General features: G+C 35.9%; 12 protein-coding genes. 1 reads left to right on the forward strand and 11 read right to left on the reverse strand.

Annotated elements, in window-relative coordinates; all coding sequences use genetic code 11:
* Positions 1-22: 22 nt before the first annotated feature.
* From QZ657_RS07970 to QZ657_RS08015, 10 genes are all read right to left on the reverse strand, one after another.
* Entirely contained in the window at positions 23-490 is a 468-nt protein-coding gene (locus tag QZ657_RS07970; protein WP_291966113.1) for a GAF domain-containing protein, read from the reverse strand.
* Between the two features lie 11 nt (positions 491-501).
* Entirely contained in the window at positions 502-768 is a 267-nt protein-coding gene (locus QZ657_RS07975; protein WP_291966115.1) for a hypothetical protein, read from the reverse strand.
* A 3-nt stretch (positions 769-771) separates the two neighbouring features.
* Complete coding sequence (locus tag QZ657_RS07980) at positions 772-1,137, reverse strand: alpha/beta fold hydrolase (protein ID WP_291966117.1); 366 nt, start codon at positions 1,135-1,137, stop codon at positions 772-774.
* Positions 1,138-1,208: 71 nt separating this feature from the next.
* Positions 1,209-1,814 (reverse strand): YkgJ family cysteine cluster protein, encoded by a 606-nt coding sequence (locus tag QZ657_RS07985; RefSeq protein WP_291966118.1) that lies wholly within the window; start codon positions 1,812-1,814, stop codon positions 1,209-1,211.
* Positions 1,815-1,956: 142 nt separating this feature from the next.
* Entirely contained in the window at positions 1,957-3,072 is a 1,116-nt protein-coding gene (locus QZ657_RS07990; protein ID WP_291966120.1) for a DUF2914 domain-containing protein, read from the reverse strand.
* A 105-nt stretch (positions 3,073-3,177) separates the two neighbouring features.
* Complete coding sequence (locus QZ657_RS07995) at positions 3,178-4,785, reverse strand: M1 family metallopeptidase (protein WP_291966122.1); 1,608 nt, start codon at positions 4,783-4,785, stop codon at positions 3,178-3,180.
* An 18-nt stretch (positions 4,786-4,803) separates the two neighbouring features.
* Positions 4,804-6,135 carry a M28 family metallopeptidase gene (locus tag QZ657_RS08000; protein ID WP_291966124.1) on the reverse strand — a complete coding sequence of 444 codons (1,332 nt, stop codon included), beginning with the start codon at positions 6,133-6,135 and terminating at the stop codon, positions 4,804-4,806.
* Between the two features lie 128 nt (positions 6,136-6,263).
* The gene (locus QZ657_RS08005; RefSeq protein ID WP_291966126.1) at positions 6,264-7,430 is read right to left on the reverse strand and encodes an MFS transporter; all 1,167 of its coding nucleotides are present in this window, start codon (positions 7,428-7,430) and stop codon (positions 6,264-6,266) included.
* Positions 7,431-7,434: 4 nt separating this feature from the next.
* Entirely contained in the window at positions 7,435-8,958 is a 1,524-nt protein-coding gene (locus QZ657_RS08010) for a nuclear transport factor 2 family protein (RefSeq protein WP_291966128.1), read from the reverse strand.
* Between the two features lie 22 nt (positions 8,959-8,980).
* Entirely contained in the window at positions 8,981-11,194 is a 2,214-nt protein-coding gene (locus QZ657_RS08015) for a bifunctional alpha,alpha-trehalose-phosphate synthase (UDP-forming)/trehalose-phosphatase (protein ID WP_291962015.1), read from the reverse strand.
* Positions 11,195-11,297: 103 nt separating this feature from the next.
* On the opposite strand from QZ657_RS08015, the gene QZ657_RS08020 reads away from it, so the two are divergent.
* Entirely contained in the window at positions 11,298-13,100 is a 1,803-nt protein-coding gene (locus tag QZ657_RS08020; protein ID WP_291966130.1) for a glycoside hydrolase family 15 protein, read from the forward strand.
* Here the strand turns inward: QZ657_RS08020 and QZ657_RS08025 are convergent, their stop codons facing one another.
* Positions 13,101-14,525 carry a pyridoxal phosphate-dependent decarboxylase family protein gene (locus QZ657_RS08025; protein WP_291966132.1) on the reverse strand — a complete coding sequence of 475 codons (1,425 nt, stop codon included), beginning with the start codon at positions 14,523-14,525 and terminating at the stop codon, positions 13,101-13,103.
* Positions 14,526-14,551 lie beyond the last annotated feature (26 nt).

Here is a 14,551-nt window from a genome sequence, read left to right on the forward strand (position 1 = left end):
TTTTATATATAAGGGTGAAATATTACTTTAATTTTTTACTTATCAATTCACCCACTTGCATTAATAAGTCTATTTCAGTTTTGGTAAAATCATATGGTACTGGTTTTGCAATACCAATAGTTCCGTATAACTTGTTATCGTATATTAGGGGAGCGGCCAATGCCCCCTCAACTTTAGTGTCCTTGGCGGAAGGACGTGCCACACCAGAATCATCTGTTTGTAAATTACACATTTCAACAGGTTTTCTACGTTCAGCTGCAATACCTGCCATACCCTTACCTATTGGAATAGTAGATAGTTTTGGAACTAAAAACTCAGGAATTCCCACTTGAGATTTCAGCTGTAATAAAGAGTTCTCATCTAAAAAATGTAGTGTACCCGTAAAGCAATCAAAATGCGCTAAGATCAGTTTTAGAAGATTATCCCAATTGGGAGTGTCTTTCTTTAATTCGGCGCTAAGAGTAGCTAAAAATTCTTTAGAGTTGTTCATATTGCTTTGTGCTAAGTATTTCTAATCTCAAAATTAATGATTTCGCTAATCTCCTCCGCTCTATCAAAGATCATAAAATGTTCTCCACCTTCAATTAGCTTTGTTCTTGTCTTACCCCTAGGTGGAATCAATTTGTCTTTTGTGCCATTTATTTTTAGCACTTTGGTAGATGTAATTGTGTTTTGCCATGCGGTAAATTCTTGTAATGCCCATTTTACAAAACTTAGATCCGTATCATAAAGAATCTCATAAAATAATTTAGAATTATGGGCTCCCATAAGCTACTTGGAAATGATTTTAGGAGGATTAAAGAGAGCAGTAGGTATTAGCTTTATAATTTTTGAATTTCCTACCCATTTGTAAATTGACCTCAGTTCATATTTGGTTTGAACCGAAGAAATAAGAACAATTTTTATAGGGCTAAGAATTTTGCCTATTTCAGTAGCAATTAACCCTCCAAAACTAACACCGATAAGACAGAACTCGTCATCCGTTTCAATTACCTCGCTTAACCTTTTGGCATAAACTTTAATGGATTCATTTTTATGGGGAGTTATCCAATCTAATGCTATCAGTTCAACATCTAGGTTTAAGTGTTCAAAGACCCTTTGATCGGCACCCAATCCGCTAATAGCATAAATTTTCAAACTATTCCTTTAAAAGTGATTGTTAACTTACTTATAAAGGTACGTGTAAACACCATTTTAATTTATATAGATTAGACTATTTTTCTTGTCTCTGGTGGTTTTCTATAGGCATAATACGCCAAAACGGTTTGGATGGCCTTCTCAATAGCAATTCTAATTGGAAACAAGTTTTCACCTAAAGACTCATCTATAGAACGGACTTGCATGTAGTAGTTACTAATAAGTGGATAGTTTGTTTTTGTGGCAATATGTAATTCTGCCTTTGCAACTGCCTCAGATTTATTTTCTTTGATTGGCTTGCAGGTCACTAACATAGGTTTGTGATTTTTGTGCAACATGGCAGAAAAACCGAACAATCTACAAATTAGTCCCCTATGGGCATATTCTGAACAAAAACCCTTTGCACCTGGGGCAATGATTTTGTTTAGAACAGGACATATTTTATTGTCCTTGTCAATTTGAAGATTTTCTAGCCATTGCTCAGCTTCTCCGTTTATAAATAGGTGATATGCGAGTGGTAAAAACTCTAATGCGGTAGCGTTGATGTCTGGTTTTAGACAACAATTTCCACAATTGGCTACACAGCCAAGTCCTGTAGATTTTTGAAAGGAGCCTAACTCCTTATCCAATTGGTCGAAGATACGTTCTACCGATTGAACCTTTTGATATAGCGTCACTTATGAGTTTAAGGTGGCGCGAAGGTAGTCTATGTTTTCATACGCGTAACAATTAAAAAATATATTAATTGAATTTAGTAGGATTAATAGTTAAGGTTAGTGCTAATTATTTGATTTTCATAAAATTATATTTTTTTTGTTTTTAAAATAACGAGGTTTTAAGCCGTAATTTTTTTTGATTTGTTATGGGTTTTATTTTAAAGGATATGACCCCTAATACTTGCTCTTCTTCTGTTAAAACTTGAACCTCCCAATCTCCGGCACTTACATTGGTCTTGTACGTATAACCCCTAAATCCGCCATCTCTTCCACCTGTAATATCATAACCAATATCTTCAACGATTACCCATTCCTTGGTTTTCTCATTATACCTTCTCCATCTATGAAAAATGGATTTTTTTAAATCTGTAGGCGCAAAAATGGAAGAAAAAATATATACAGGTTGGTCTGGAGAATAACTAAATTCCAATTTATGTTTTCTCCAAAATATATAGGAATCTTCAGACTCATAAGTAACTTCGTAGTTGCCATTTCTTTGAATGACTTTATGTGCTACAATACCTTTATCCAACGCCAAGGGTACGGGAGGAATCAATTTCAGGAAATAAAATAGATTGATTATTCCGTAAATGGCAATGATGATAAACACCATTTTTCCTAGCTTAATTTCTTTTCTGGTACTAGGACTTTTACTATAGATAATAGTTAAAAGAACCAATGTACTTACCAAGCTGACCCCACCCGAAATTAAAAATATGTTGGTGTTCAATTCCTTTAAAAAAACAGGAATCATAAAAGTGAAAAACGTAAAGCTTATAAAGTAATACACGCCAAATTGAAGATACTTATTGGAAATACGTTTTTTTAAAAATTCATTGGCAATTAATAGTAAAACAAGAATAATAAAGAACGATGCCGTTTTTGACAACGAAACACTCCTTGAGAAATAGATAACATAGGCACTTGATAATCCCCCAAAAAAGAATTGAATAGCAAGAGGTAAATACTCTTCATACCGAGCTAAAAAAGTATCTTTCCATTTACCATCATCTGCTAAATTATACAGATATAATGTTATGGACAACGAGGTCATGTGCAGACATAAAACTGTTAAGTCATACGTTCTGTCAATACGCCCTAAGGTTAAGGTATCAAAAATAAACCCACCTATAAAGAACAATATTGGCACATATTTAGAGTGCTTTCTAATAAAATTTCTAAAAGCACTATTTCTATATCTGGCAAGGGTTTTCTTCATGAAAGCTTATTACAATGAGCGCAAAAGTAATTGAATGAAACAATTGAGATTTGCCTTATTTAACATTTCATGAACGCTAAAGATCTAAACGTTAAATGCGTTGATCTAATTTTTAGTTTCAACATAGAAATTTGGGTCTACCTTTAATGAATTCAAGTCACCTTTAATTTTCTCGGTTTTCCATTCAGTAGTTGGTTCTATCCAAGCGGCAGTGCCATTTACGTATATTTTCAATGGCATGGTAAAATCTTCGACAGTATTGATAAAGCGATAGGTGAGCTTATTACCTTTCACCTTATATTCCAAAAACGGAATTTTTGTAGTTCTTAAATACTGATCAAAGAAAGGTTTTAAATCTCTTTTCATTTCTAAAGCGATAACCTTTTCAATTTCATCTGTAGTTACCGTCTTGTGATAAAATTCAGAATTAAGTCCGCGTAAGATAGTTCTCCATTTTCTGTCATTATCAACAATTTGGCGTAGGGTATGCAATATGTTAGAGCCTTTATAATACATATCTCCACTACCTTCATGATTTACATTATAAATACCAATAATAGGTTTGTCATTTCTAATATTGTTCCTTATTCCTTGAACGTAGGCGTTTGCAGCTTCTGTACCATAATGATAGTCTAGGAACAAGCTTTCTGAGTAACAGGTAAACCCTTCATGAACCCACATATCTGCGGCATCTTTATACGTAATGTTATTGGCAAACCACTCATGGCCGGCCTCATGTATTATGATAAAGTCAAATTTTAATCCCCACCCCGTATTTGACAGATCCCTTCCTAAATATCCCTTTTTGTATTGGTTTCCATAAGTTACGGAACTTTGGTGTTCCATGCCTAAATAAGGAACCTCTACCAATTTAAAAGAGTCTTCGTAGAATGGATACGGACCAAACCAATATTCAAAAGCTTTCATCATTTTAGGGGCGTCCTTAAAATGTTCTTTTGCCTTTTCCAGATTATCCTTTAACACGTAATAGTCCATATCAAGAGCACCTTTTTCACCTTGGTACATTTCGCTAAAATGAATATAATCCCCAATATTGACATTTACGCCGTAGTTATTGATAGGATTAGAAACAAACCAATTGTAGATGTTAGTTTCTTTGTTTACACTGCGTAACCTACCATTAGAAACGTTCATAAGACCTTTTGGAGCTTTTACACTGATCAGCATACTATCTACCTCATCATACATATGGTCTTTATTGGGCCACCAGACACTGGCACCTAAACCTTGGCAAGAGGTTGCCACAAAATCTTTACCGTTGTTGTCCTTTTTCCAAGAAAATCCACCATCCCATGGTGCATTGACCGCTTCTTTAGGATGACCTGAATAGGTAACTACAATTTCATTGAATTCCCCTTTTACCTGGGGTTTGGTCAACTGTATAAAATGTGCATTTATATTATGGGTTACGGAAAGTTCTTTTCCGTCTTGAGTAACCTTTTCAATGCTTAGAGGAGGTTGAAGGTCTACTTGTAGAACTTGATGGGGGTCTAGCACTTTATAGCGAATTGTGTTTTTGCCACTTATGAATTTCTCATTTGGGTCTACCGCAATATCCAAATGATAGTAATTAAGATCCCACCATTCTCGTTCTGGGGTAATACTACCTCTAAGCGTATCTTGTTCGGTAAAAGTTTGTGCCTGGGTAAATGTGCAAATGGCTAAAGCCAAAAAAGTGATAATTTTTTTCATAAGTAGCAAGCTTTTGTTTTATCTGAAAATACCGTTAGGAAATACAACCGGACTTTCAAATCCGTCTTTACCAACGGCGGATACTCCGAAAAAATAATTATCAATAACAATGCCTTCCAAAACAAATTCAGAAACATCACCAACGTACCTGCTATAATCCCAAGTAGGGGAAGTGGTATCTCTCCAGTAAATTTTATAGCCTTTTGCGCCATCTACCTTACTCCATTGAAACTTCGCCGCAGGTTCAACAATACCACCAATTTTAACAGTTGTTGGGGCAGGTGGAGCCCATGCTATAGAGGCAAGGTTAATTGCGTTTACCGCGGTCAATTTGGCGGCATACTCAAAATTTACATGTTCTAGAACATCACCATATGCAATACCATCTTCAACACGAATATCTTGATGTTGTTGCGTGTAGTTTTCATGAGCTTCCATAATTCGAATTCCAGGGAAACCTGCATCGTTAAAAGGTCTATGGTGACCACCACGTCCAAAGCGGTCTAGACGATAAATCATCATTGGGTTCATCTCTGGCATGTATTGCTTCACGTTTTTATGTACGTAGCGCGCCAATTGTCTAGAAACACCATCAACCTCACCGCCATAAAAACGTCTTGCTTTACGTTGTTTTTCAGTTTCTGTGGGTGGTACAGGTTCAGAGAATATTCTAAAATCAACGTTACTGATAGTGCCGTCAACTCCTTTTATATTACCGATCATATCATTATTGAATATGCCGATTATTTCCCAACCTTTATCCTTGGCATATTGTGCTATGCCATCGCCGCCAAAAAGACCTTGTTCCTCACCTGAAAGACCCATGTAGATAATACTATTTTCAAACGTGTATTTAGAAAGTACGCGAGCGGCTTCTAACGTTCCTGCCATTCCACTTGCATTGTCATTTGCACCTGGCGAGTCGTCAGTGTAATTGGTGGGGTCGCTAACACGAGAATCAATATCACCGCTCATAATAATGTATCGATTGGGGTATTTAGTACCTTTTTGAACGGCAAGTACGTTCACTACTTTAACATCTTTAACAATACGGTCGTTAGCGCCTTTTTTTACTAAATCTTTTTGATAAAACACGTTTAAGCAACCTTTGCATGCCGCAGATGTTTTTTCGAATTCACTTTTGATCCATCTTCTTGCCGCACCAATTCCCCTGGTATTGGAAACCGTATCGCTTAACGTATGTCTTGTTCCAAAATTTGCGAGTTTGGTAACGTCGTTTTTAATACGTTCGGCAGAGACGGCATCAATAATATCATAAATACGTTGATCTTTTTGTGCTGTTAAGGTCATAGCCGAGATTAACAATGCAAGAAGTAAAAATCTTTTCATTTCAATTTTTTTTTTTTGAGTGAGTAAAGTTAGTTTGGGTAATCGGTTTCTAAAATTAAGTAAAATATAGGGCTGACCATAATTTCATTAAAATAAAGTATTTGGTCACTTACAAATTGGTAACACCATTATTCATCATTCTTTGCCATTAAATGATAAACTCCAAATAGTGGACCTATTGCTAAAGGAATAAACAAAAGAGAAATAGGCACGATGGATTGAAGCGATCCTAGAAGTTGTATACTGATGATCGTTATTGCAAAACCTATACAATTTACTAGTGTAAGTGCTGTGCCTTTTAACTCTGGAGCAACTGCGGATGCCACTAAATTTGAGAATTGTGGTGAATCTGCAGTTACCGCAATTCCCCATAAACACCAACCTGCTAAAAAAAGGTATATAGGAAATGAAAATAGTATTGGCGATATTAAACATAAAAAACCAGATACTATTAGAGCAATTAGAGCCACTTTTTTACTGCCTATGCGTTGCGAAATTAGACCACCATAGGCACATGATAATCCGCCAAGGGCTATTACGACTCCCGACCAAAGTGATACAGAAATTTCGCTAGCCGATTCTAAAGCAAAAAACTGAATTGCGATAGGTGTAAATGCCCAAAAAGCATAAAGTTCCCACATATGGCCAAAATAGCCGAAAGCAGCTTTTTTGAATTTTTTATTTTTGAACAGTTGGGGTCCTGCATCTAGTTTTATAGTAGCACTCGCAACTCTGAAAGGACCATTGGGTACCAGAAAAAACAGAAATAAACCACCTATTGCAGTAATACTAGAAGTCAATTTAATAACGGTATCTGGATGGTTGGCCAATGGGCTGCCCTTAATTAAAAATGGAAAGGCGGTACCAAGAACTAAAGCCCCTACGAGAAATCCCAATGCTTTGCCCAAACCTTTTTCATAATAATCTGCAGCTATTTTCATTCCTACGGGATAGATACCTGCTAAAAAGAAACCTGTACTAAACCTGGCAAATAATAATCCGCCAACATTTAAATCCGGGTAAACCAACAACAGGTTTGAAATAGAAGCTAAAAAAGCGCAAACCATAAAAACCTTAGAAGGGGAAAAGCGATCAGCAATCATTAGAATTCCAAAAATCAATGTACCTATTATAAATCCGAATTGTACGGAAGAGATGACGTAACTAACAATGTCTGCACCAAAATCTAATTTTTTGGTCAACGATTCCATAATCGCGTTACCTGCAAACCAAGTAGAGGTACAGGCAAATTGAGAAATAATTATAATTGGTAGAATATGTAGCTTTTGCTTCAATAGATCAATGTAAAAAAGTAACCTTGGCTATTTTATTGTTTTCAATTTCATAAATACCAATTGCTGTAAAAGAATTACCGTTAACGGTAATAAATTCTTCATCAATGACAATATTACCTATTACGATCCTATTCTTGGTATCACAATGAAGGTTTGGGGTAGTGCCAAAAAAACGATTATAGTCCTTACGCATATTTTCAATTCCCTCTGTTCTTAGTTCGCCGTTAGCACCATAAACTTTCACGTTCTTGGCGTAAGCATTTAAAAAAGCATCAATGTCCTTTGCATTATAGCCCTCAAGCTGTTGTTGTACAAGTATTTCTGGATTGTAATTGATTGGTATATCTTTTATGAAAGTCATGCTATTTATAAAGTCGTCAACCTCATAAATGGCAACTTGTTGAAATTGTTTATCGCCAATGGTTATCTGTTCTTGATCAATGACGGTCTTACCCAAATGTATTCTAGAGGATACTTTTACATCAATATGTGGCGTACGGTCATAAAAGCTCTGATATTTTTCCTTTAAAATTTCCCGCCCTATATACAAGGTGTCTTTTGGGTAGTTTTTTACCACAACATTTTTGGAAAAACAGTTGGCAAATGCTTGTGCATCTCGTGCGTTGAACGTTTCTACTTGTTTGTCAATAATAGTTTTTTGAGAATCTTTAGATACAAAACTCAGATAATTTCCTTTTGGACTAATTGCCAATCTAGATACGCCGTTGACATCTGGATGATCAATTTGGCATGCCAACTGCCATTCTGTATCCGTTTTGGGGTCAAAAGACAAAATTGTTGATTCATAGGTAGTAAGTAATTTGCCATTGTTCGTCCAACAAACATCTTGGGTATCTTCTAAAAGAGTTATGATATCATTTGTTTCCTTAGAATTAGGATTTAGGGATGTAACAGTTGCATTCTCGCCCTCTTTTGCTATAAAACTTATTAGTTCTGTATTGGGAATTTTATGCAAAGACCTACCTACATTTTTCCGTACAATATTATGGGTATCTTCCTTTAAATTATATACCACCAAATCCATACGATTTTTAATTAATACGGTACATACGATTATGTCTTTGGTGTACCAAACATGATAACCCACTTTCAAATCTGGTATTAACATCCTTGATTTACCTGTCTTTACGTTATAGGCATATAAACGTTGTAGACCAGTGTCATCTAAACGAACGGCTGAAATATTTTCATTACCAGGAATTTTTAGCGGAGAATATTCACTACCATTAGGAGTATTGGAAAGCCAGGCTGTTGTTTTTTCGTTTATATCATAGATAGCAATATCAGTTTGAGTAGTTCTTGTTGATGCAAATAAAATTTTATCATCAGAAAAAAAAGAAGGCTGATTGTCATAACCTTCTTTATTAGAAATATTTATTGGGAATCCAATTTTTAATGAGTCATTAAACCAATTTATATCCGCCAGGTACAATTCTGTTCCTTGTTGAGCATAAGATTCAAGGCAGCAAATAACAACTACGAAGACAAGCGTGAAATTTTTTTTCATTGTAATAAGTAAGTGGATAACATTATTTTTTGTTGGCAAATCTTTTTAAAATTGCACGAACATTTTTTGTGTTATCAACAAAGTATCTTGCTTGTGTTTTTTGGCGACCTACTTTCACGGTAATAGAATCTTCTGGCAGCTCTTGAAACATAAACTCATCTGTCCAGTCATCACCAATAGCGAAAACAAAATCGTACTCGTGTTCCGTAAACACACGCATAGAGGCTCTACCTTTGTTTACATTGCTACTTTTTATTTCCATAACCTTGTTACCGTTTAAGACACTAAGGTCATCATTGGCAATAAGACTGGTAAGTACTGTATTTAATTCAACAGAACGTTTTTGACCAAAATCTGGATCGGTTTTTCTGTAATGCCATGCCAAAGAGTAATTTTTCTCTTCAATAAAGCTACCTGGTGTGCGGTCTACAAAAGATTCCAATACGGGTAGAATTTTTTCCATCCAATCTTTCTTTACGGTCTCTAACATTCTAAACTCTTCGCCACCTTGTGAGATCCATACGCCATGTTCAACAATCATATTGTATTTTTTGGGCAAGAACCATTTGGTAAACGTTTCTTTGTCACGCCCACTGATCAAATACATATCCGTATTTGGCTGAGAAGAAATCTCGTCTAAAAGTTGGTATAGCTCCTCGTCCGGTGAGGCTTTTTGTGGGTCTGAATGAAAGCCTGCCAATGTACCATCATAATCCAAGAACACCAATCTTCTCTTGGCTTTGCTATAATCATTCATCACGGTATTCATGAGGTTTTCGGATAATTTTTTCGATTTATACGTTTGGTCTTTTTCTTTTTGACCTACTAATGAATTCATAAAGTCGTTCGCCCATTTTTCTACATTGTAACGTTCTAATCGTTTTTGTAATGACGTATTTCTAGAAATCTGCTCTTCTTTTGGCATGTTGATAGCCTCGTATAAAGAATCTGCTATTTGTTCAAAGTTGTTGGGATTTATAAGTAAGGACTCGTTCATTTCATTGGCAGAGCCGGCCATTTCGCTTAAGATTAATACACCCGTTTTATCCGTTCTGGTAGCAATGTATTCCTTTGCAACTAAGTTCATACCATCTCTAATTGGTGTTAACCAAGCAATATCTGAAGAAGTGTAAAGGTCAATTAAATTATCAAAAGGCATTGATCTGTAGAAATACCAGATAGGTGTCCAGCTAACTGTTGAAAGTTCCCCGTTAATACGACCTACGAGTTCATCTACTTCACGTTTTAGCAATTGGTACTGCGGTACATTAGATCGTGAAGGCACAGCAAGAATAATCAGTCTTACTTTCTCTTTATATTGTGGGTATTTGTTTAGGAAATATTCAAAGGCATTCAGGCGTTTTGCAATACCCTTGGTGTAATCTAAACGGTCAATAGATAAGAAGAATTTGGCATCTGGTGCAGATTTTTTATGGGTATCCAGTCGTTTCTGCAATTCAGATTTTTCATCCTCGGTCCGCTGAGAATGTTCTTTTGCAGCTTCGCTGAATTTTTTATAATCGATACCCATAGGGAAGGAATCAACTTTAATCACCCTATCATCTAAATAGATGTCATTAAAACTTACTTCTAAGCCCAACAGTCTGCGTACAGAGCTTAAAAAGTGACGCTCATAGTCATAGGTATGAAAACCAATTAAATCTGAACCTAACAAACCTTGCAATACCTCACGTCTCCATGGTAGTGTTCTAAAGATTTCATATGAAGGAAAGGGAATGTGTAAAAAGAAGCCAATAGAAATATCAGGTCTTTCTGCGCGTACCATTTGTGGTACCAACATCAGCTGGTAGTCATGAATCCAAATTGTATCTTCATTATCCGCTTTGGCAAGAATGGCATCGGCAAATTTCTGGTTCACCGCTTTATAAATTTCCCAGCTCTCCAATTCAAACTCAGAGTATTCCAAAAAGTAGTGGAAAAGTGGCCAAACGGTTCTATTGCTAAATCCGTAGTAAAATCCGTCAACCTCTTTTTCTGTCAAGTTTACTTTTGAAGAACCATGTTCTGCAAGTGCACTATCAATTTTTGGTATCAACTCTTCAGGTATTTCTTCGTCAGTTAATCCGCTCCAACCTATCCACAAGCTATCACCGCCAGAGTGTACAGATTTCATTCCAGTAGCCAATCCGCCTACACTTGGTACCGCAGTAATGTCGCCATTGCTAATTTGTAATTGTACAGGTAGTCTATTTGAGATAATGATAGTTTTCGCCATAAAAGAGATTTTTTTGCTACTTTTTGATAATTATTTCTCTAAATTTCGGGAAAAAGGAGGGCAATACCAATTGAAACCTCATATGAATCAACATTTTTATTGAATGGATAATTTAGACTACGGAATAATAGGAAATTGTAGAAGTGCCGCATTAATATCAAAGACAGGAAGTATAGACTGGTGTTGTTTGCCAGAATTTGATAGTCCGTCAGTATTTGCCAAATTATTGGATGACTCTATTGGAGGAAGTTTTGAAATCAATGTAGATGATAGTTATGAAATTACACAGAAGTACGAGCAGTATACCAATATTTTAATAACTTCCTTTAAATCTGGCAATGACCATTTTGAGATTCATGATTTTATGCCCAGATATCGTAAAGAGGAGAAAAAGTATCATTCTCCTCCAGAATTGATACGGTATTTTAAGCATATCTCCGGTAAACCTAGTTTTTCGGTATTATATGACCCTAAGTTAGAGTATGCAATGGGTACCACCGATACCTTTATCAAAAAAGATTTCATAGCAAGTCTAACGCACGATGTAAAGTTCGATACTGTTTTTTTATATACCTCTTTCAATAAAGAATCTGTTGCAAACAGCGCAGAGCTCACGTTAACACAAGATGAGTTTATGTTAATGGGCTACAACGAGAAATTGTTATTGCCAACCACGGAAAGAGCGTATTTAGAATTGCAAAATACAAAGGTGTATTGGTTAAACTGGTCTAATTTAACGCCTACCTACAAAAAATTCAACGAAGAAATTTCTAGAAGTGCGCTGACCTTAAAGCTTTTAAGCTATGACAAAACCGGTGCCGTATTAGCGGCTGCAACAACTTCATTGCCAGAAACTATTGGAGAGGTACGTAATTGGGATTATCGCTTTTGTTGGATCCGTGATGCCTCTATGGTAATTAAGGTAGTATCAGAATTGGGTCATAAGAATGTCGCTCGACGTTATTTGCAATTCATTATTGATTTAATACCAGATAAAGCAGAAAAGCTACAGATCATGTACGGTATTAATAAGGAGAAAAAATTAACCGAAGAAACATTGGAGCACTTGGCAGGTTACAAAGGCTCAAAACCTGTACGTATCGGTAATGCGGCATATCACCAAAAACAGAATGATATTTATGGTATTCTGATGGATGTGATATATGAGCAGATGGTAAAATTCAGCATTGATATTGAAAATGGTGAAGATTTATGGGCGATAACGAAAGGAATCGTTTGGATCGTTAGCAATAATTGGAAGGATGCCGATAAAGGTATTTGGGAGTTTAGAGCAGAAGATAGACATTTTACCTTCTCGAAAGTATTATGTTGGACAGCCTTAGATCGTGCCATTAAGGTTGCAGAGATGTTAGGTAAAAAGCATAAAATTGAAAAATGGGAGCCTATTAGAGCTGAAATCTGGAAAGATATCTATGATAATGCATGGAACGAAGAAGTAGGGGCTTACACGCAATCGTACGGTTCTAAGGAGCTAGATGCCTCTGTATTATTGATGGAATCTTATGGTTGTGTGAAAGCCAAAGATGAGCGCTACATAAAAACCGTTAACGCTATTGGAAAAGAATTAAGCAATGACGGATTGTTATACCGATATAAGAACGAAGATGACTTTGGTCTACCATCATCATCGTTTACCGTATGCACATTCTGGTATATAAATAGCCTGTTTAAAATAGGGGAGCGCAAGAAAGCACTTGAATATTTTGAGCGATTATTAGGTTATAGTAATCATTTAGGTCTCTTTAGTGAAGATATTGATTTTAAGACAAAAAGATTGTTGGGTAATTTCCCACAGGCCTATTCACATTTGGCACTTATAGAGTGTGCTATCAACTTCTCTAAAAAAGAGAGTGAGGATCAAATGATGGAATCTTTAAGAGAATAATCACCCAGTAACATACGCTTTAATTTTAGCGATTAGGGCTTTTAAATGTTGCTCTGTAGTGAACGGATTCATGATTGTAACACGTAAATAATGTAGTCCTTTCAGCTTAGTCTGTACAATATAAAATTCGCCATCTTCTAAAAGAAATTGGCGAATTTTTTCATTTAGAATGTTTAAGCTTTCAATATCCGAACCTGGAGCACAATATCTAAAACATACAATATTGGACATTGGTCTTAGCGCCAATTCAAAATTGGTTTCTTGCTCTATTATGTTTGCAAATTGTACACCCATGTCGTACAGATGGGTAACATTGGTGTCAAAAACTTCTTCCCCGTATAATTTTAAAAGCGTAAACCAATGTATGGCCATCATATTTTTGGTACATTCAAAGGTACGTTTGCCAGAGTTGTACCAATCTTCATGTTCAGAGTCCGATAGCAAATAATCGGCTTTTTGACTAAAAGTGGTTTTTGCATGGACTTCATTTTTAAAGAGTAGGGCGGTGGTCAATGCTGGCATCATCATCATTTTATGGCCATCGATAACAACCGAATCCGCTTGGTCAATACCTTTGAGGGTATGTTTGTATTTTTTAGAAAATATCCCCGCACCACCATGGGCTCCGTCAACATGAAACCAAATGTTTCGTTCTTTTGCAAATTTCCCAATGGTTTCCAAGTCATCAAAAATACCGGTTGCCGTAGAGGGGGCACTACCTACAATAGCAAATATTTCTATACCTTGGTCAACAGCTTCTTTAAATTTGACCGCTAGAATATCGGTATTCATGCTAAAACATTCTGTGACAGGTACTTTAATGATGCCTTGTTCACCTAGTCCCATAATTCTAGCTGCACGATCAACGCAATAATGTGCTTCTTCGCTCACCATAATTCCTAATTGATTTTGGCAGCCGTCATTCCATATATCTTGTTTTGTAATGGCTTTTCTGGCGCTTAATAATGCAGTTAGGTTGGCCAAGGTTCCTCCAGAAGTTAAAAATCCTCCCGATAAATCATTGAAGCCAATTTTCTGGCATATAAGTTTTATGATAATACGTTCTATTGCATTTGAGGACATGCCCATTTCGTAAACCGCTGTTCCGTTATTTAGTAAAGCGCTGATTAAACTCGTTAATGCGGTTATTGGTGCTGGCGGACTTACTTGGTGACCTATATAATGTGGATGGTGAATATATGTGGTTCTATTGGTAATTTCTTTGAACAAGTTGTTACTATCTCCATTAATCAGAAAATTTCTCCAAAATTCAAGTTCATCATCAGGATTGTTCCAATTTATAGCTTTTTTTGAAGTTTCATTAAGCTTATCCTTTAAATGCAAAGTAAGTTGATCAACTAATTGATGCCCATTCGTATTAAAGTCTGAAGTGTTATAAACCTGTTCTAGTAATTTCTTGTTCATGGTTTAAAAATAGTTTCAAAATGAAT

The sequence above is a fragment of the Maribacter sp. genome, from assembly GCA_020629415.1.
In the GTDB taxonomy this organism is placed as follows: domain Bacteria; phylum Bacteroidota; class Bacteroidia; order Flavobacteriales; family Flavobacteriaceae; genus Maribacter; species Maribacter huludaoensis.

What these genes read in the sequence shown, in the direction of transcription:
- QZ657_RS07970 (WP_291966113.1), bottom strand. Translation starts at nt 490, where the DNA reads ATGAACAACTCTAAAGAATTTTTAGCTACTCTTAGCGCCGAATTAAAG.
- QZ657_RS07975 (WP_291966115.1), bottom strand. Translation starts at nt 768, where the DNA reads ATGGGAGCCCATAATTCTAAATTATTTTATGAGATTCTTTATGATACG.
- QZ657_RS07990 (WP_291966120.1), bottom strand. Translation starts at nt 3,072, where the DNA reads ATGAAGAAAACCCTTGCCAGATATAGAAATAGTGCTTTTAGAAATTTT.
- QZ657_RS07995 (WP_291966122.1), bottom strand. Translation starts at nt 4,785, where the DNA reads ATGAAAAAAATTATCACTTTTTTGGCTTTAGCCATTTGCACATTTACC.
- QZ657_RS08000 (WP_291966124.1), bottom strand. Translation starts at nt 6,135, where the DNA reads ATGAAAAGATTTTTACTTCTTGCATTGTTAATCTCGGCTATGACCTTA.
- QZ657_RS08010 (WP_291966128.1), bottom strand. Translation starts at nt 8,958, where the DNA reads ATGAAAAAAAATTTCACGCTTGTCTTCGTAGTTGTTATTTGCTGCCTT.
- QZ657_RS08015 (WP_291962015.1), bottom strand. Translation starts at nt 11,194, where the DNA reads ATGGCGAAAACTATCATTATCTCAAATAGACTACCTGTACAATTACAA.
- QZ657_RS08020 (WP_291966130.1), top strand. Translation starts at nt 11,298, where the DNA reads ATGGATAATTTAGACTACGGAATAATAGGAAATTGTAGAAGTGCCGCA.
- QZ657_RS08025 (WP_291966132.1), bottom strand. Translation starts at nt 14,525, where the DNA reads ATGAACAAGAAATTACTAGAACAGGTTTATAACACTTCAGACTTTAAT.